This is a genomic window from Streptomyces sp. PA03-1a (assembly GCF_033792805.1).
GTDB lineage: Bacteria > Actinomycetota > Actinomycetes > Streptomycetales > Streptomycetaceae > Actinacidiphila.
In genome coordinates, this window is sequence record NZ_JARAVO010000055.1 from 24,361 (window position 1) to 42,177 (window position 17,817).

The 17,817-nt window shown below is 74.1% G+C and carries 15 protein-coding genes and 1 pseudogene; 6 read left to right on the forward strand and 10 right to left on the reverse strand.

Features of this window, described 5'->3' with window-relative positions; all coding sequences use genetic code 11:
• Nucleotides 1-149: 149 nt before the first annotated feature.
• From PV341_RS14905 to PV341_RS14915, 3 genes are all read right to left on the reverse strand, one after another.
• The gene (locus PV341_RS14905; protein ID WP_500358032.1) at nt 150-1,241 is read right to left on the reverse strand and encodes a YeiH family protein; all 1,092 of its coding nucleotides are present in this window, start codon (nt 1,239-1,241) and stop codon (nt 150-152) included.
• Between the two features lie 26 nt (nt 1,242-1,267).
• Nucleotides 1,268-1,831: a cysteine dioxygenase family protein gene (locus tag PV341_RS14910; RefSeq protein ID WP_500322234.1), complete on the reverse strand. Its 564-nt coding sequence runs from the start codon at nt 1,829-1,831 to the stop codon at nt 1,268-1,270.
• 86 nt (nt 1,832-1,917) lie between these two features.
• Complete coding sequence (locus PV341_RS14915) at nt 1,918-2,823, reverse strand: LysR family transcriptional regulator (protein WP_500358034.1); 906 nt, start codon at nt 2,821-2,823, stop codon at nt 1,918-1,920.
• A gap of 161 nt (nt 2,824-2,984) precedes the next feature.
• Between PV341_RS14915 and ddaH the strand changes: the two genes are divergently transcribed.
• Entirely contained in the window at nt 2,985-3,800 is an 816-nt protein-coding gene (gene ddaH / locus PV341_RS14920; RefSeq protein WP_500322231.1) for a dimethylargininase, read from the forward strand.
• A 28-nt stretch (nt 3,801-3,828) separates the two neighbouring features.
• Nucleotides 3,829-5,361 carry a phytoene desaturase family protein gene (locus tag PV341_RS14925; RefSeq protein ID WP_500322400.1) on the forward strand — a complete coding sequence of 511 codons (1,533 nt, stop codon included), beginning with the start codon at nt 3,829-3,831 and terminating at the stop codon, nt 5,359-5,361.
• Nucleotides 5,362-5,441: 80 nt separating this feature from the next.
• Here the strand turns inward: PV341_RS14925 and PV341_RS14930 are convergent, their stop codons facing one another.
• Nucleotides 5,442-6,434 carry a small ribosomal subunit Rsm22 family protein gene (locus PV341_RS14930; RefSeq protein WP_500322229.1) on the reverse strand — a complete coding sequence of 331 codons (993 nt, stop codon included), beginning with the start codon at nt 6,432-6,434 and terminating at the stop codon, nt 5,442-5,444.
• A gap of 88 nt (nt 6,435-6,522) precedes the next feature.
• On the opposite strand from PV341_RS14930, the gene PV341_RS14935 reads away from it, so the two are divergent.
• From PV341_RS14935 to PV341_RS14945, 3 genes are all read left to right on the forward strand, one after another.
• A complete protein-coding gene (locus PV341_RS14935; protein WP_500358036.1) occupies nt 6,523-6,756 on the forward strand; it encodes a hypothetical protein in 234 nt (77 codons plus the stop codon).
• 66 nt (nt 6,757-6,822) lie between these two features.
• Complete coding sequence (locus PV341_RS14940) at nt 6,823-8,094, forward strand: MFS transporter (protein WP_500358038.1); 1,272 nt, start codon at nt 6,823-6,825, stop codon at nt 8,092-8,094.
• 58 nt (nt 8,095-8,152) lie between these two features.
• Nucleotides 8,153-8,371, forward strand: a complete 219-nt coding sequence (locus tag PV341_RS14945; RefSeq protein ID WP_499511567.1) for a TrfB-related DNA-binding protein — start codon at nt 8,153-8,155, stop codon at nt 8,369-8,371.
• Between the two features lie 361 nt (nt 8,372-8,732).
• Here the strand turns inward: PV341_RS14945 and metG are convergent, their stop codons facing one another.
• The 5 genes and pseudogenes from metG to PV341_RS14970 all read right to left on the reverse strand — a co-directional run bounded on the left by metG (nt 8,733) and on the right by PV341_RS14970 (nt 15,550).
• Complete coding sequence (metG, locus tag PV341_RS14950) at nt 8,733-10,322, reverse strand: methionine--tRNA ligase (RefSeq protein WP_500322224.1); 1,590 nt, start codon at nt 10,320-10,322, stop codon at nt 8,733-8,735.
• A gap of 252 nt (nt 10,323-10,574) precedes the next feature.
• Nucleotides 10,575-12,722, reverse strand: a complete 2,148-nt coding sequence (locus PV341_RS14955) for a SpoIIE family protein phosphatase (protein WP_500322223.1) — start codon at nt 12,720-12,722, stop codon at nt 10,575-10,577.
• A gap of 251 nt (nt 12,723-12,973) precedes the next feature.
• Nucleotides 12,974-14,056, reverse strand: a pseudogene (locus tag PV341_RS14960) (serine hydrolase domain-containing protein); the annotation flags it as partial.
• Entirely contained in the window at nt 14,022-14,219 is a 198-nt protein-coding gene (locus tag PV341_RS14965) for a hypothetical protein (protein WP_499511571.1), read from the reverse strand. The pseudogene PV341_RS14960 and the gene PV341_RS14965, both read right to left, overlap by 35 nt.
• Before the next feature lie 38 nt (nt 14,220-14,257).
• A complete protein-coding gene (locus tag PV341_RS14970; RefSeq protein WP_500358040.1) occupies nt 14,258-15,550 on the reverse strand; it encodes a multidrug effflux MFS transporter in 1,293 nt (430 codons plus the stop codon).
• A gap of 81 nt (nt 15,551-15,631) precedes the next feature.
• Here PV341_RS14970 and PV341_RS14975 point away from each other — a divergent pair, with 81 nt between their 5' ends.
• On the forward strand, nt 15,632-16,642 hold the full coding sequence (locus PV341_RS14975; RefSeq protein WP_500322220.1) for a Gfo/Idh/MocA family protein: 1,011 nt from the start codon (nt 15,632-15,634) through the stop codon (nt 16,640-16,642).
• A 5-nt stretch (nt 16,643-16,647) separates the two neighbouring features.
• On the opposite strand, the gene PV341_RS14980 is transcribed toward PV341_RS14975, so the two are convergent.
• The coding region (locus PV341_RS14980; protein WP_500358042.1) for an alkaline phosphatase D family protein at nt 16,648-17,817 on the reverse strand (1,170 nt) is incomplete at its 5' end.

The following is a 17,817-nucleotide window of genomic DNA, read 5'->3' on the forward strand; positions in this document are numbered from 1 at the left end:
GGCGGGGTGCCGGGCGCATGGCACCGGCTTTGCCGTCGGCGGCCTCATGGCCACCGTCCCTGCCGGGAAGACGGGTGTCGGCTCCGCCCTGGACGGCACCCTCCAGCAGGCCGGTACCGCGCTCGTCGTCGGGCCGCCGGCCGGGGTCGTCAACTGGTGAGGAGCACACCGGCGTAGGAGACGGTGGCGATGAGGGTCCAGGAGATCAGGCCGACGGCGGCCACACGCGGCCCGGTTCGCGCCAGGGCACGCAGGTGCACCATGCTGCCGAGCCCCACCATGGCCATGGCCAGCAGCAGTTGCTGCAGTTGCTGTGCTCCGTCGAGCACGCCGGCCGGCAGGACTCCGGTGCTGCGCACGGCGATCATGACGAGGAAGCCCACGACGAACAGGGGCAGCAGCGGGGTCCGCCGCGCGGAGGCGGCGGCGTCCGGCCCCGCGGCACCCGACATGGCGTGCCGCCGGCGCAGGGCGTAGGCGACGGCTGCGACCAGGGGTGCCAGGAGCGCGACGCGCATCAGCTTGACGAGCACCGCCTCACCGAGTGCCGCCGGGCCCGCGGTCTGGGCCGTCGCGACGACCTGTCCGACGTCGTGCACGCCGGCCCCGGCCCAGCGGCCGAACTGCACGTCGTCCAGGCCGAGCGGGTGGTGCAGCAGCGGCAGCACGCCGATGGCGAGGGTGCCGCAGAGCGTGACCAGGGCGACGGACGCGGCCACGTCCTCCTCGTCACTGCCGCTGACCTGGCTCACCGCGCCGATGGCGGAGGCACCGCAGATGGAGTAGCCGGTGGCGATGAGCAGCGGCTGGTCGCCGCGCAGGCCCATGCGGCGGCCGAGCCAGAGGGTGCCCCAGAAGGTGGCGGCCACGACGCACACCACCATGCCGGCCGTGGCCCAGCCGAGGCCGACCACGTCGTCGAGGCCCAGCTGCAGTCCCAGGATCACGATGCCGATGCGCATCAGCCGTTTCCCGGCGAAGGTGAGCCCCGGCCGGGCCCGGCCGCGCAGGGTCGCGCGCAGGCCCGGCAGGTTCGCGGCGGCGATGCCGAGGAGGACGGCGGTGGTGGGCACCGGCACGGCGGGCAGCAGCCGGTGCAGTGCGGTCGCCAGGACGGCGCCGAGGGCGGTGACCAGCAGGCCGGGCAGCACGGTCGCGGCGGCCCGGCGGCGGCCCGCGCCGCCTCCGGCGGGGGACGCGGCGGGGCGGGCGGTCGGCGCCGCCCCACGGGGGACGGGCACGGGGGTGCGCGTCGCGGTGCGGAGGTTCACCGTTCGCCGACCGGCAGCCGGTAGACCCGCCGCACGCTGGAGCCCAGGCGGGAGATGTCGGCACCGTAGATGTGCAGCGAGATGGCCTTGCCGGTCCCGCCGTTCCACACCTGGTGGATGTCGCCGGGCGGCGCGAAGCCGCAGACCTCGCCTTGGGCGTTGACGACGTCCTGGGTCGGGACGAGGCGGGAGCCGGTGCCGTCGGGGACCAGCCGGTAGCGGCGCTCGTGCTCCTGGCCCTGGTGCACCCCCGTGACGCACCAGGAGACGTGGTCGTGGATGGACGTCCGTTGCCCCGGCAGCCAGACCAGGGCGACGATCGAGAAGCTGCCGTCCTCCTCGGCGTGCAGGATGTGCTGCCGGTAGCGGTCCGGGTCGCCCTCGCGGTGCCGCTCGGCCAGCAGGTCGGCGGCGCCGAGGTGCGGCGCGAGCCGCTCGCCCACCAGGTGGGCCGTCGGGCCGGGCGGCAGGCCGCGGCCGACCGTCTCGCGCACCTCGTCGACGAGGCGGGCCAGCCGGGCGGTGGGCGCGGAGAGCGCCGGAACGGTCGCGGAGGTCATGTCCGCAGCGTCCGTGCGTACGGGCCCGCGCGTCCACTGACAGTTCCTTCACCCCGCTTTGCCCCTCCTTATGGATGGGGTGCGGGTCAGCAGCCGCTGCGCCGCTCGGCGACCGCCTTGAGCGCGTCGAGCACCAGGGCCGCGGCCGGGATCCGCAGATGGTCGCGCGGCACGTACGCCGCGACCCGGCGGCGGGAGACGGGGTCCAGCGGCCGGCCGGTGACCCGGTCCAGCCGCATGAAGGACAGCGCCAGCCCGGGCATCATCGCGACCCCCAGCCCCTCCGCGACCAGCGACTGGACCACGAGGTTGTCGTCGGTGGCGAAGGCGATGTCGGGGGCGAAGCCCAGCTCGGCGCACTCGTGGAGGAAGTTGACCCGGCAGCGCATGCAGCCGGCGATCCAGCGTTCGTCGGCCAGGTCGCCGAGCCTGACCGAGCGGGACCTGGCCAGCCGGTGCCCGGCCGGCATCAGGACCATGAGCTGGTCCTCCAGCAGCGGGATCTCGACCAGGTCGTCCGGCACCGCCTCGTGCAGCCCCGGGTAGGTGAAGGCGAGGGTGATGTCGCACTCGCCGCGGGTGACCCGCTCCAGCGAGTCGGGCGGTTCGTCCCCCAGCAGCTCGACCCGTATCCCGGGGTGCTCGGCCGCGAGCAGGGCCAGCGCCTCGGGGATCAAGGTGGCGTTGGCGCTGGGGAAGGCGCACAGCCTCACCCGGCCGGTCTCCAGCCGGGTCACCGCGCCTATCTGCTCCCAGGCCACGGTGATGCTGTCGAGGATCGTCTCGGCGTGCCGCGCCAGCGCCTCACCCGCCTCGGTCAGCCGCATGCGCCGCCCGACGCGGACGAAGAGCGCGGTGCCCACCGAGCGCTCCAGGGCCTTCATCTGCTGGGTGACCGCGGGCTGGGTGTAGCCCAGCGCCACCGCAGCGGCCGAGTAGGAGCCGGCCGTGACCACGGTGTGGAAGGTCTTGATGTGCCTGGAATCGAACACCCCCGAATCATAAGGGGAACTTTGGACAACCCGGCAGACGGCCTCCTCGTGCTTCTGGGAGGGCTCCGCCGGGGGGTGTTTGCGTCCGCAATCCGGTGCGGGGTGTCCGCTGTGGGTCCACCATGTCACTACGGCCTCAACCACACCGCGAGGAGCCTTCATTGAGCGCAGCGCGCACCGCCTCGTACCGCCGGTATCTGATGTGTCCTCCCACGTACTTCCGCGTCACGTACTCCATCAACCCCTGGATGGACCCCACGAAGCCGGTCGACCCCGCGCTCGCCCTGCTCCAGTGGGAGGACCTCCGTGACCGCTACCGCTCGCTGGGGCACACCGTCGAGATCCTGCAGCCGCTGCCGGGCCTGCCGGACATGGTCTTCGCCGCCAACGGCGCCACCGTGGTCGACGGCCGGGTCTTCGGAGCCCGCTTCGCCAACGCCGAGCGGGCCGCGGAGGCGCCCGCGCACCGCGAGTGGTTCCTGAACCGCGGTTACGGAGAGGTGCACGACCCGCACCACGTCAACGAGGGCGAGGGGGACTTCGCCGTCACCGACAGCTGGCTGCTGGCCGGGAAGGGCTTCCGCAGCAGCCCGCTGTCGCACGCCGAGCTCCAGGAGTTCTTCGGCCGCCCCGTCATCGGCCTGGAGCTCACCGACCCGCACTTCTACCACCTCGACACGGCGCTGTGCGTGCTCGCCGGCGACGAGATCATGTACTACCCGGACGCCTTCTCCCCCGGCAGCCGCGCGGTGCTGCGCCGGCTCTTCCCCGACGCGCTGACCGCCACCCGCCAGGACGCCACGGCCTTCGGGCTCAACTGCGTCAGCGACGGCCTGAACGTCCTGGTCCCTTCCGGGGCCACCGGGCTGCTGCGGCGGCTGCGCGAGCGCGGCTTCGAGCCGGTGCCGGTGGACATGTCCGAACTGCACAAGGCCGGGGGCAGCGTGAAGTGCTGCACCATGGAGCTGCGCGACTGAGCGTGATACGAAAGGGCCCATGTCGCAGCTGCCCCTTCACCCCTCGTACGACGTCGTGATCGTCGGCGGCGGCCACAACGGCCTGGTCGCCGCCGCGTACCTCGCCCGCGCGGGCCGCTCCGTGCTCCTGCTGGAGCGGCTCCCGGGCACCGGCGGCGCCGCCGTCTCCACGCGGGCGTTCACCGGTCTGGACGCACGGCTGTCCCGGTACTCGTACCTGGTGAGCCTGCTGCCCCGGAAGATCGTCGACGACCTGGGGCTGCGCTTCGCCGTCCGGCGCCGCCGCATCTCCTCCTACACCCCGTACGGCGACGGCGGGCTCCTCGTCGACGCCGAGTCGCCGTCCGCGACCCGCGAGAGCTTCGTCCGGCTGACCGGCTCCGACCGCGACTTCGAGGCCTGGCAGCGCTTCTACGGCATGACGCAGCGGGTCGCCGAGCGCGTCTTCCCGACGCTGACCGCGCCGCTGCCGTCCCGGGCCGAGCTGGAGCGGACCGTGGACGACCCGGAGGCCTGGTCGGCGCTGTTCGAGCGGCCGCTGGGCGAGACCGTCGAGGCCGCCTTCGAGGACGACCTGGTGCGCGGCGTGGTGCTGACCGACGCCCTGATCGGCACCTTCACCCACGCGCACGACCCCTCCCTGCTGCAGAACCGCTGCTTCCTCTACCACGTCATCGGCGGCGGCACGGGTGACTGGGACGTGCCCGTCGGCGGCATGGGCGCCCTCACCGACGCCCTGGCGGACGCGGCCCGGTCGGCCGGGGCGGAGATCCTGACCGGCACCGAGGTCACGGCCGTCGCAACCGACGGCACGCGGGCCGAGGTGTCGTTCGAGGGCGGCAGCGTGGGCGCGGGGCACGTGCTGGTCAACGCCTCCCCGTACGCGCTGGCCGGACTGCTGGGCGAGGCGGCCCCGCAGAAGCCCGAAGGCGCGCAGCTCAAGGTGAACATGCTGCTGCGGCGGCTGCCGCGGCTGCGCGACACCGCGGTCGACCCGCGCGACGCCTTCGCCGGCACCTTCCACGTCGCCGAGTCGTACACCCAGCTGGACCGGGCCTACCGCGAGGCGGCCGAGGGCGCGGTGCCCACGGCGCCGCCGTCCGAGATCTACTGCCACTCGCTGACGGACCCGTCGATCCTCGCCCCCGACCTGGCCGCCCAAGGCGTGCACACCCTCACCCTCTTCGGGCTGCACGCCCCGGCGCGGCTCTTCGCCGACGACCCCGCGCAGGCCAAGGAGACCCTCCTCAAGGCGACCTTGGCGCAGCTGGACGCGGTGCTCGCGGAACCGCTGGCGGAGTGCCTGGCGGTGGACGCGGACGGGCGGCCCTGCATCGAGGCGAAGTCCCCGCTCGACCTGGAGCGGGAGGTCGGCCTGCCCGGCGGGCACATCTTCCACCGCGACCTGGCGTTCCCCTACGCGGAGTCGGGCGGCGGCGCCTGGGGCGTGGGGACCGCGCACGCGAACGTGCTGCTGTGCGGGGCGGGCGCGGTGCGCGGCGGCGGGGTCAGCGGCGTCCCGGGCCACAACGCGGCCATGGCGGTGCTGGGCGACCGGTGAGCGCGCGGCAGGGTGCGGCCCTGCGCCCCGCGCGGTGCCGCACGCCGTCGGCGGCAGGCCGTCGCCCCGCGGACCCGGGGCTACTCCGGTTCCGCCGCAGGAGGCGGCCACGCGTCGCCCCAGGCGACGTCGCGGGCGGCACGGTACAGCGCGCCGTGCCGCTTGCTGACGGTGTCGCGGCGCAGGCCGTCCTCGACCGTGCACAGGTCGATGAGGACCTGTCCCTTGCGGATCTGCGGATGCCGCACCACACGGTCCGGTGAGCCGTCGCCCGCCGCGGGGAAGCGGGCGGCCGCGACGTAGCTGAACTTCTCGTCCTCGTACGGCAGGGAGCCCCCCTTGACCTGCCGGTGCAGCGAGGTGCGGGCGACCCGGGCCGCGAAGTGGCACCAGTCCGGGGCCTGCACCGGGCAGGTGCCGTCGTGGGGGCAGGGGGCGAGGACGTGGAAGCCGGCCGCGATGAGCCGCTCGCGCGCCGCGAGGACCCGGGCGTAACCGTCCGGGGTGCCCGGTTCGACGACGAGCACGGCGCCGGCCGCGGCGCGCGCCGCCTCGTCGACGACCGCGTCGCGGTCGGTCTCCGTGAGCTCGCCGATGACGTACGACAACGTGATCAGGTCCGCCTCGGGCAGCCGTGCCCCGGTGCCGAGCGGCGCCTTGTGCCAGCGCGCGTCCCGCACGGCGGTGTGCTCCGCCCCGGCGGCCAGCTCCCGGCCGAGCGAGAGCGCCGCGTCCGACCAGTCGAGGACGGTGCTGGTGTGCGTCCCGTCCTCCCAGGCGTCGGCGACCGCCCAGGTCGCGGCGCCGGTCCCGCCGCCCACGTCCAGGTGGCTCGCCGGGGCCCACTCCCCCGCACGGGCCCGGAACTCCGCCAGCGCCGCGCCGACCGCGGCGTGGGTGGCCGGCATGCGGTACGCCGCGTAGGCGGCGACGTCGGAGCGGTCGCGGAGGATCGGAGTGCTGCTGGGCGTACGCCCCCGGTAGGTGGCGATCAGCCGGTCGACGGCCTGGGTGGCACGGCCGGGCGGGAGCCCGTCGAGGAGACCGGCGAGGGCGGCTTGCAGAGAGGACACAAGGGTCAAGGGTAAGGGTCGCCCGGAGCGGGCCGGCGCGGTCGCCGTCAGGGTGCACCGGTACCCGGTTCGCAGGAGGTCGCGCGTCGTGGAGATCGTCCTCACGGCCCTGCCCCTCGACCGCGACGAGGTCGAGGAGGCGCTCGCAGCCGCGTTCGAGGCCGACGGCGAGATCACGGGCGCCGGGACCGGCATGGGCAGCTGCCACCTCGACCTGGAGGTCGACGACGACGTGGACAGGGACGGCGCTCTGCGCAGGATCCACCGCACCCTCCGGGAACTCGGCGCGAGTGACCACGCCCAGGTGATCGTCCGCGACTGACACCGGCGCTGGGCCGTGTGACGACATGGCCTAGGCTCCGCCGTCATGGCCTCGCCGGATGAGCAAGTGACGGACGCACGACGTGACTTCGGCCGCCTGTGGGGCGCCTACGCGGTGAGCGCGGCGGGGAGCGCGGTCGGCTCCGGGGCCCTGCCGCTGGTGGCCGTCCTGGCGCTGGACGTCACGACCTTCCAGGTCTCCCTCCTCGCGGCGCTGTCGGCGCTCGCGGGCGCCGCCATCACCCTCCCCCTGGGCGGCCGCATCGAACACCGCCGTAAACGGCCGGTCATGATCACCGCAGATCTGCTCCGCTGCCTCGTGCTGCTCAGCGTCCCGGTCGCGGCGGCCCTCGGCGTGCTCACCTTCGCGCAGTTGTGCCTGGTGGGCATCGTCCAGGCGGCCGCGGCCATCGTGTTCGGCGCGGCAAGCACCGCGCACCTCAAGGGCCTCGTCCCGCCGGGGGACCGTCTCCGGGCGGCCTCGCGGCTGGAGACCACCGACTGGCTCAGCCTGAGCGCGGGGCCGCCGGTCGGCGGACTGCTCGTCACCGCCTTCGGGGCGACGATCACCCTGGCCGTGGACGCGGTCTCCTTCCTGCTGTCCGCGCTGGGCGTCCGCCGGATCCGCGGCCCCGAACCGGAGCCCCCGGCCCGGGCCGGGTCGCACGGCCGCGGCCGGGACCTGGTGGCCGGCTGGACCTACGTCCTGGGGCACCGCGGACTGCGGCCGCTCTTCTGGAACGCCATGCTCTTCGGCGGGTCCATCATGATGAGCAACCCGCTGCTGGCCGTCCTGATGCTCCGCGAACTCCACTTCACCCCGTGGCAGTACGGCCTGGCGCTGGGGCTGCCGTGCCTCGGCGGTGTCCTGGGCTCCCGCCTCACCGCCCCGCTGACCGGCAGGCTCGGCCCGCACCGGGTGCTGCTGCTGTTCGGGGTGCTGCGCACCCCCTGGCTCCTGCTGCTCGCCTGGGCGCCGCCCGGTCCCCTCGGGCCCGTCGTCCTGGTCACCGCCGACACCTTCCTGCTGCTGGCCGCCGGGGTCTTCAACCCGTCGTTCATCACGTACCGCATGGCCGCCACGGACGACGGCGTCATGACCCGGGTGGTGACCGCGTGGTCGGTGAGCTCCAAGACGGCCCAGCCCCTGTCCATGCTGGCCGGCGGCGCCATCGCCGCCGTGGGGGGCGTGCGCGTGGCGATCGTCGTCGCGGGCGTGCTGTGCCTGGCCAGCGCCCTGCTCCTGCCCTGGCGTGCCCTGCCGTCCACGGCGACCGGCCCCGGCCGGGCGGACGGACGGGAGGAGTCCGAGCCCTCGGGGAAACCCGCCACGACCTGAACCGGGGGCAGACAACAGGGGGTTGACAGCGACAACCCCGGGTTGTCACCCTGTGGGCATGGCAGACACCAGGGACCTCTCCGCGCACGAGCCTGCCCTCCGCCGCATCAAGGAGGTGCGGGCGCAGGCCATCCACCATGCCCGTCTCGCCCAGCAGTTCGCCGCCGAGCGGCGCGAGTTGATGCAGGACCTGATCGGCCAGGGCGTGTCGCAGGCCGACATCGCACGGGAGCTCGGGGTGACGCGGCAGGCGATCCAGAAGATGCTGGCGGGTTAGGCCGTGGCGTCACATGCCCTCCCCCAACCTGCGGCCGGGGGAGTTGTCGAATCGTCCGAGTAGCCCACTACGAGGACGACTCTCCGCCTTGCGATGCACCGCACCTGGGGGCACCTCCCAGCGGAGCCGGGGGAGCTCATGTGACGACACGACCTAGGCGCGCTTGCCCGGGCCCGGCGTTCACACCCTGGTGCCGCGGCCCGTCCTACGGCGCGCCCCCACGCAGCGAGGGCGCGGCAGCGGCCACCGCATCCGCGGGCGGCGACGGGACGGGCACCACGGGAGCGGCCACCCGCTCCGGAGCCCGGACACGCGCCGCCCACGGCCCGCGAGCCGCCTCCACACCGAAGGCCCTCCGCGGTCAGCCCGTCGCCCGTGCCGCCGGGGCCGCGGCCGGGGCGGCTTTCGCCGTGCCGGACTGGGGGAACAGCGGTGCGGGGGACGGGAGGCGGCCGTCGTCCCCGGCCGTGCAGCGCTGCGCGATCAGGGCCGCGGCACCCGGCAGGAAGGGCTCCAGCTCACCGGCGAGTGCACGGCAGGCTTGCACGAGGGCGGCCAGCACCGCGTCCAGGCGGCGGCCGGCGGAGGCGTTGCGGTGCCGGCGTTCGGCGCGGGCCAGCTCCCAGGGCCGGGTCTCGTCGATGCAGCGGTTGGCCTCGTCGACGATCCGCCAGACGGCGGCCGTGGCACGCCGGAAGTCCACGTCGTGCAGCGCCGCCGCGACGGCGTCGGGCGTTTCCCGACATGCCGTCAGCAAGGCCTCCGTGCCCGGCTCTCCGGGCCCGCCCGCCTCCGGGACGACGCCGTCACGGAACCGGTGGACCATCGTCACCACCCGGTGCACCAGGTTGCCGAGCCCGCCGGCGAGGTCCGCGTCGGCGCGGGCGACCAGCCGTTCGCGCGTGAAGTCGGCGTCTCCGACCCGCGGCACCTCGCGCAGCAGCCACCAGCGCACCGCGTCGGTGCCGTGCTCGGCGGTCAGTTCCTCCGGGTCGACGGTGGTGCCCGCCGACTTGCTGATCTTCCGCCCCTCCACCGTCAGGTAGTCGTGGACGAGGATGTCCGTCGGCAGCGGCAGCCCCGCCGACAGCAGCATCGCGGGCCAGTAGACGGCGTGGAAGCGCAGCACGCCCTTGCCCACCAGGTGCACGCGCCGCCCGTCGCCCGCCCACCACCGGCCGTACGCCGCGTCGCGCTCCCCGTCGGGGCCGCCGTAGCCGAGGCTGGTGACGTAGTTGCCGAGCGCGTCCCACCAGACGTAGATCACCTGCCCGGGGTCGCCGGGCACCGGGATGCCCCAGCCGCGGGCCCGGGTCTGGGACCGGGAGACGGAGAAGTCGCGCAGCCCGCGCGCAAGCAGGGCGAGCACCTCGTTGCGCCGCGCGGCCGGCTCGATGCGCAGCCGCCCGTCCTCGATCAGCCCGCGCAGCTCGTCGGTGTACCGGGACAACCGGAAGAACCAGTTCTCCTCCGCGACCGTCTGCGGCTCGGTGCCGTGCTCGGCGCAGCGGCCGCCCACCAGGTCGTCCGGCGTGTAGAACTGCTCGCAGCCCACGCAGTACAGGCCCTCGTAGTGCTCGCGGTAGAGGTCGCCCGCGTCGGCGCAGCGGCGCCAGAGCCGCTCCACGCCCGTGCGGTGGCGGGGGTCGCGGCTGGTGCGGATGAAGTCGTCCAGGGAGAGCGCGAGCGGGCCGTCCAGGGCCGCGAAGGCGGCCGCGTTGCGGTCCACGAGGTCCTGGACGGGGATGCCCTCGGCCTCGGCGGCCAGCACGTTCTTCAGCGAGTTGTCGTCGGTGCCGCTGAGGTAGCGCACCGGTTCCCCGCGTCGGCGGTGGTGCCGTGCCAGCACGTCCGCCTGCACCAGTTCGAGCGCGAAGCCGAGGTGGGGGCGGGCGTTGACGTACGGGATGGTGGTGGTGACGTAGAAATGGGAAGCCTGGGGCGCGGTCATCGGAACCTCCGGGAAGGACGGTGGCGGGGCTCCGACGCGCAAAAGGATCGAGGCCCCGGTGGGGGCCTCGGAAGACGCGGACGCGTCCGGTGTCAGCGGCCCCGGGCGGGGGCCATCATCTGCCGGTGGTACGGGTTCGCGATCATGCCCCGATGCTAGCAGCCGGGGCGCCCGGTTCGCGGAACCATTTCGCGAGGAAGGCGATGCGCAAGGGCCGCCCGGCGTGGGGCGGGACGACTCCCTGAGGGGTCGTCACACCGCGGGCCCGGCCGGCCGTCCCGTCACGTGGGTGAGCAGCAGGGCGATGTCGTCGTTGCGCGGGCCGGACCGCTGGGCGTGCCCGAGGAGGCTGTCGGCCAGGGCGTCCATCGAGGCGTCCGGGCCGGCCCGGGCGAGGTGCGCCGCGAGGTCGGCGGCGGACACGTCGATGTCGACGCCCGGGGTCTCCACCAGACCGTCGGTGTACAGCGCGAGCACCGCGCCGGGCGGCAGCGCGATCTCCGTCGTCGGGTAGCAGGCGTCGGGGTCGACGCCCAGCAGCGGGCCGGGCGGCAGCGGCAGCACCTCCGTGGTGCCGTCCGGGTGCCGCAGCACCGGCGGCGGGTGTCCGGCGGTGGCCACGCAGGCGGTGTGCCGTTCCAGGTCCAGCTGGGCGTAGAGGCAGCTGGCGAGCAGGCCGGGGTCGAGGTCGACGAGCAGCCGGTTGGAGCGGGCCAGCACCTCGCTGGGGGAGGCGCCCGCGGTGGCGCGGACGGCGGTGCGGACCTCCCCCATGAGCGCGGCGGCGTTCACGTTGTGACCCTGGACGTCGCCGATCGTCACGGCGCAGGTGGTCGTGTCGAGCCGGATCACGTCGTAGAAGTCGCCGCCGATGTCGATGCCGCGGGTGGCCGGCATGTAGCGGGCGGCCACCTCCAGGCCGGGGACGTCCGGCAGGGCGCGGGGCAGCAGCCGTGCCTGCAGGCTGATGGCGAGGTTGTGCTCGGCGTCGTACAGCCGCGCCCGGTCCAGGGCCTGCGCGACCAGGCCGGCGATCGAGATGAGGACGCTGCGCTCGCCGGAGGAGAAGGGGTGCGGGCGGTCGTAGGCCAGGGCCATGGAGCCGACGGGCCGGCCCGAGGTGATCAGGGGCAGGAAGGCCCAGGCGGCCTTGCGGTCCCGGACGACCGTGCCGGGGTAGATCCGCAGGAACTCGTCGACGTTGGCGAAGAAGCTCGGGACCCCGGTCTTGAGGACGCGCACGGCCGGGTTGTCGACGTCCATCGGCTGGGCGTCGACGGACTCCATGAAGTCCTCGTGGTAGCCCCGGTGCCCGATGATCCGCAGTCGTCCCTCCTCGGTGGTCAGCAGGGCCACGGCCTGCACGCCGAAGACGGACAGCATCTGCTCGACGACCAGGTCGATGACGTCCTGCGTGCCGACGGCCTCGGTGAGCGTGGCCGACATGTGCAGCAGGTGGTACAGGGCGATGGCCCGGTCCGGTGTGGGGCCCGCGGGCAGCTGCGCCGCGGGGGTGTCCGCGGCCTCGGGCGTGGGGGCGGGCGTGACGCGGAGGCTCACGCCGGTGCCGTCCGGGTAGAGCTCGAAGGTGAGCCAGCGGTCCGGTGGGCGCAATGCCGTGGCCGAGCCGGGCCGGCGGCTGATCATCGCGCTGCGGAAGCGGTCCTCGAAGACCGGGTCGTCCAGCCAGGACAGCAGCTCCCAGGGCTCGGTGCCCAGGAGGTCGGGCACCTCCGCCCCGAGCAGGGCGGCGGCGGTCTCCGTGACGAAGGTGATCCGGCCGTCCAGGTCCAGGGCCAAGGAGCCCTCCGGGAGCCGTTCCGCGAGGTCGGCGGCGGCCAGGGCCTCGGCCGGGCTGTGGGTGCGGGTGCGGAGCGCGGGCAGCACCCGCGGCTCGGCGGGGGGCAGCACCGGCTCGCCGTCCTCGGCGGCCCTGCGCAGGAGGCGGCCCATGCGGTCGCAGGCCCCGCGGTACGCCTCCCGGGCCCGCCGGGGGATCCGCCCAGGATGCCCGCCCGGCCACACCAGACACAGCGCGCCCCAGATGGTGGAGCCGCTGGTGATCGGGGCCGCGGCGAGCGGGAAGTCGTACGGCAGGACCAGGGCGAGCCGGGGGTACAGCCGGGCGGTGTCCTCGTGGCCGCACAGCAGCACCATGCGTCGTTCGCGCACCGCGTCGGCGATGGGGCTGGAGGCGCCGGACGCCACCCGGCCCCAGATCGTATCGATCTTGCGCGAGACGCCGACGACCACCGCCAGCCGCAGCAGGTCCTGCTCGGGGGTCATCAGGTAGACCAGGCCCATGGAGGCGCCCGTGTCGCGCACCACCTGGCTCAGCGGGGAGTCCAGCAGCGCCGGACCGGTGTCCGCGGCGACGAGACCGGCGAGGTCCGGCGGCATGCCCTCACCGCCCCCCGTCCGGTGCCGGGTCCGGTCGCGTCCTGACCTCGGGGACCATCGACTCCTGCGCCTCCGTTCCGCCGTGGGGGCCGGCCGGCCGACGCGGCGGCCGCCCGGGATCGCCACCCCACGTCAGCTGCCAAACTACCCGATGAACCGCATGCGGCACCTTTCGGGCGGCTGCCCCCGCCGCCCCGCCGTGCCCGGTACGTCCCTGCGGCCCCACGGGACTCACGCCACCGGGCTCACGCCACGCCGAGCGCCTTCGCGAACCGCGTGCCCGCGGCCGCCCGGGGCACGCTGCCGTCCCGCCAGGTACGGCACGGGTGCACGGAGTTGGCGAGCAGCACCAGGAAGCCGTCGGTGGCGGGGTCGATCACCAGGCTGGTGCCGGTGAACCCGGTGTGGCCCGCCGCCCCGCGCCCCGCGAGGGCGCCCATGAACCAGGGCCGGTCCAGCTCGAAGCCGGGGTAGGGGCCGCCGCCGTCCAGCAGCGCACGGCAGAACAGGGCGAGGTCCCAGGCGGTGGAGAACAGCCCCGCGTGGCCGGCCACACCACCCATGACGTGGGCGTTCTCGTCGTGGACCGTCCCGCGGAGCGGGCCGCGGTCCAGCCGCGCCCAGGGCCTGCGCTGGTCCTCGGTGGCGGCGATCCGCGGGGCCCAGGAGGCGGGCGGGTTGTAGCGGGTGTCGTACATCCCGAGCGGGTCGGTCACGTCCTCCCGTACGAGGGCGTCGAGGGCCTCTCCGGTGGTCCGCTCCAGGACGTGCTGCAGTGCGATGAGGTTGAGGTCGGAGTAGATCCGCTCGGTGCCGGGCGCGACGACCGGGGCCTCCTCCCAGAGCAGCTTCGCCCGGGCCTCGGCGTCGGGGTGGTCGTGGAACGGCAGTTCGGGACGGAGTCCGGAGGTGTGGTCGAGGAGTTGTCCCACGGTGATGCGCTGCTTGCCCGCGGCGGCGAACTCGGGCACGTAGGCCGCGACCTCCCGGCCGAGTTCCAGCCGGCCCACCGCGACGACGGCGGTGAAGAGTTTGGTCAGCGAGGCCAGGTCGAAGACCGTGTCCGGCCGCATCGGGACCCATCGCTCGCGGCTCAGCTCCACTCCGCGGTCGGCGCCCTCGTCGTAGGACGCGTAGCGCACCGCCCAGCCCACGGCCTCGTGGAGTGCGACCGTCCCGCCGCGGCCCGCCAGGACCACCGCCCCCGCGCACCACGGGTGCACGGAGGGGGGCACGGGTTCGAGATATGGGGTGATGTCCTCGACGAGCAGACTCAGTTCGTCGCCGCGCAGCTGCGCCTCACGGGAGGTACCTCTCGACAGCTGCGGGGCCATGCTCCTCCAGCAACTTGCGGGCCTTCTCGATGAGGGCCGGCGTCGGCTCACGGCCGGAGGCCATGACCAGGTCCTCCGGATCGATCATGTGTTCGGACCCGGTGTGCAGACAACTGTCCGCAGTCTTCCAGGCCCACCTGCTCTCGTCGATCGGCTCGGACATCGCTGCCTCCTGACTCGGCGCGGCAATGACGGCAGGTGTCACCGTGCATCCACAGTACGCCGCCACGGTCGGCACAGCCCGGCGAAGCAGACCCAGGCCGCCAGGACGCTTCCCAGCTGTACCAGGGCCATCGGCACCGCCGTGTGCTCGCCCGCGATCCCGACGAGCGGCGAGGCGACGGCGCCCACCAGGAAGGAGGTCGTGCCGAGCAGCGCGGAGGCCGAGCCGGCGGCGTGCCGGGTGCGCATCAGCGCGAGCGCGTTGGTGTTGGGCAGGACCAGGCTCATCGCCGCCATCAGCACGAAGAGCCCCGCGGCCACCGGCACCAGCCCCACCGGCCCGAGCCACCCCGCGGTCAGCGCCAGCAGCACGGCCGCGGCCACCGTGATCACCGCCAGCCCCACCCCGGTGACCTTGTCCATGCTGACCCGCCCGACCAGGATCTTGCCGTTGACCTGGCCCAGCGCCACCAGGCCGACGGAGTTGAGGCCGAAGAGCAGGCTGTAGGTCTGCGGCGAGGCGCCGTAGATCTCCTGGACGACGAACGAGGACGCCGAGACGTAGGCGAACAGCGCGGCGAAGGTGAAGCCGCCGGTGAGCATGTAGCCGGTGAAGGCCCGGTCGGCCAGCAGCCCGCGCATCGCCCCCAGCGTGGCGCCGAACCCGCCGCCGTGCCGGTCCGCGGGACGCAGCGTCTCGGGCAGGCAGCGCCACACCACGAGGGTGAGCAGCACGCCCACCACGGTCAGCACGACGAAGACCCCGCGCCAGTCGGTGATCCGCAGCACCTGCCCGCCGATGAGCGGCGCGACGATCGGCGCGACCCCGGAGATCAGCATCAGGGTGGAGAAGAAGCGCGCCATCGCGACACCGTCGTACAGGTCGCGGACGATCGCGCGGGCGATCACGATGCCCGCCGCGCCGGTGAGGCCCTGCAGCAGCCGGAAGCCGATCAGCAGTTCCGTGGTGGGCGCGAAGGCGCAGACGGCGGTGGCGAGGACGTAGAGCGCCATTCCGGCCAGCAGCGGGCGGCGGCGCCCCCAGCGGTCGCTCATGGGGCCGACGATCATCTGCCCGAGGGCGAGGCCGAGCAGGCACGCGGTGAGCGTGAGCTGCACCGTGACCGCCGGGCTGCGCAGGTCCTCGGTGACCTGCGGCAGGGCCGGCAGGTACATGTCCATGGAGAGCGCGGGAAGCGCGCTGAGCGCGCCGAGCAGGAACGTCACCATCAGGCTGGTGCGAGCTCCTGGGACGTCTCCGGCGCGTCGTACCGGGATGGACGGCCCCGGTGTGGATATCTGGTCGGGCGGGGTCGCGCCGGCTTCCGGCATGGGTCTCTCTCCGTGGTGTGTGAATCGTTCTCTATGCTCTCAGCAATCACGAGGTGGTCGAGGCCAGGTGGGGGCAGATTCATGACGGAATCGGTCGGTTCCGGTAGGAAAGTGCGCTGGGGCATCCTGGCCACCGGCGGCATCGCAGCGTCCTTCGCCGAGGACCTGCGGGAGATGAAGGACGACGCGGAGATCGTCGCGGTCGGCTCGCGCAGCCTCGCCTCCGCGCGCGCCTTCGCGGACCGCTTCGACATCCCGCGCGCGTACGGCAGCTGGACCGAACTCGCCGACGACGACGGCGTCGACGTGGTGTACGTCGCCACCCCGCACTCGGCGCACCGCGTCGCGGCCGGGCTGTGCCTGCGGGCCGGACGGTCGGTGCTGTGCGAGAAGCCGTTCACCGTCAACGCGGTCGAGGCGCGCGAGCTGGCCGACCTCGCCAAAGCCCGCGGGCTCTTCCTGATGGAGGCCATGTGGACCTACTGCAACCCCGTGGTGCGGCGGCTGACCGAACTGGTCGCGGACGGGGCGGTCGGCGAGGTCCGCAGTGTGCACGCGGACTTCGGCCTCGCCGGTCCCTTCGAGCCCGGCCACCGGCTGCTCGACCCGGCCCTGGGCGGCGGCGCCCTGCTGGACCTGGGCGTCTACCCGGTGTCCTTCGCCCACCTGCTGCTCGGTGAGCCCGACGAGGTCCAGGCCTGGGCCCACCTGACCGAGCACGGTGTGGACGACAACACCGGCATGCTGCTCGGGTACGACAGCGGCGCCATGGCGGTGCTCAGCTGCTCCCTCACCGCCGACACCGCCCAGACCGCGGTGGTCACCGGCTCCGCGGGACGGATCGAGGTTCCGGCCGGCTTCTTCCACCCGGACCGCTTCGTGCTGCACCGCGAGGGCCGCGAGCCGCAGGAGTTCGGCGCCCCGGACGACGGACTGCGCGGGCTGCAGCACGAGGCGGCCGAGGTCATGCGCTGCCTGCGCGCGGGCGAGCGGGAGTCCCCGCTCGTACCGCTGGAGGGCAGCCTCGCCGTCATGCGGACGCTCGACACGGTCCGGGACCGCATCGGCGTTCGCTACCCCGGTGAGGACTGAGCCCCTCAGGTCTCCCGCAGACCGGGGTCCCCGGCCTCGGTCACGAAGGACGCCGCGGTGGTCAGGTCGGCGCCAGGGGTGGTCACGGAGTCGACGGTCTTGAAGTCGGCCCGCGCCTCCTCGGCGTCCAGCCGGACGGTCACGTAGCCGCGGCGCCCGTCGTAGAACCGCAGGTGCGGGTTGGCGGCCAGGAGCGACGACCAGTTGGACGGGCGCGGGGAGCCGTTGCGGCCGCTGCTGATCGAGCTGGTGACCAGCTCCGTGCCGACGGTGCGCGAGGTGGGGTCGTCCCAGTCGGCCTTGATGTCCATCGCGTAGTGGACGTGCACGTCGCCGGTGAGCACCAGCAGGTTCTCGATGCCGGCGGCTCCCGCCCCGGCCAGTACGCGGTCCCGGGAGGCCGGGTAGCCGTCCCAGGCGTCCATGCTGAGCGGGGAGGCGGCGGCGGCGTTCCTCCGCCGGGAGAACACCACCTGCTGCGGGATCACGTTCCAGACGGCGTGCGAGCGGGCGAAGCCGTCCAGCAGCCAGCGCTCCTGGGTCGCCCCGGTCATCGTGCGCGCCGGGTCCTGCGACTGCGGCCCGGGGTCGTGCCAGCGGCCCCGGTACGCCTGGTCGGTGCGGTACTGGCGGGTGTCGAGGATGTCGAACTGCGCGAGCCGTCCGTAGTGGAAGCGGCGGTAGAGCGTCATGTCCGGGCCCCGGGGGAACTGCGGGAGGCGCAGCGGCTGGTTCTCCCAGTAGGCCCGGTAGGCGGCGGCGCGGCGGACCAGGAACGCGTCGGCGGAGCCGCCGTGCTCGTCGCTGCCGCCCGCGTAGTTGTTCTCGGTCTCGTGGTCGTCCCAGGTCACGAACCAGGGGAAGGCGGCGTGCGCGGCCTGCAGGTCGGGGTCGGACTTGTAGAGGGCGTAGCGCAGGCGGTAGTCCTCCAGCGTCACCGTCTCCTTGGCGAACCACTCCGGCAGGGTGCGGTCGGTGAGGGCGCGGGCGCCGCCGGTGGCGCTGACGGCGTACTCGTAGAGGTAGTCGCCCAGGTGGAAGACGGCGTCGACGTCCTCGTTCGCGAGGTGACCGAACGCGGTGAAGTACCCGTCGTGGTAGGCCTGGCAGCTCACCGCGGCCAGCCGCATCTCGTACGGGAGGGCGCCCGGCGCGGGGGCGGTGCGGGTACGGCC

Coding starts and splice junctions, on each gene's coding strand:
- PV341_RS14910 (WP_500322234.1), bottom strand. CDS start 1,831: ATGACCTCCGCGACCGTTCCGGCGCTCTCCGCGCCCACCGCCCGGCTG.
- PV341_RS14945 (WP_499511567.1), top strand. CDS start 8,153: ATGGCAGACACCAGGGACCTCTCCGCGCACGAGCCTGCCCTCCGCCGC.
- metG (WP_500322224.1), bottom strand. CDS start 10,322: ATGACCGCGCCCCAGGCTTCCCATTTCTACGTCACCACCACCATCCCG.
- PV341_RS14955 (WP_500322223.1), bottom strand. CDS start 12,722: ATGCCGCCGGACCTCGCCGGTCTCGTCGCCGCGGACACCGGTCCGGCG.
- PV341_RS14965 (WP_499511571.1), bottom strand. CDS start 14,219: ATGTCCGAGCCGATCGACGAGAGCAGGTGGGCCTGGAAGACTGCGGAC.
- PV341_RS14970 (WP_500358040.1), bottom strand. CDS start 15,550: ATGCCGGAAGCCGGCGCGACCCCGCCCGACCAGATATCCACACCGGGG.
- PV341_RS14975 (WP_500322220.1), top strand. CDS start 15,632: ATGACGGAATCGGTCGGTTCCGGTAGGAAAGTGCGCTGGGGCATCCTG.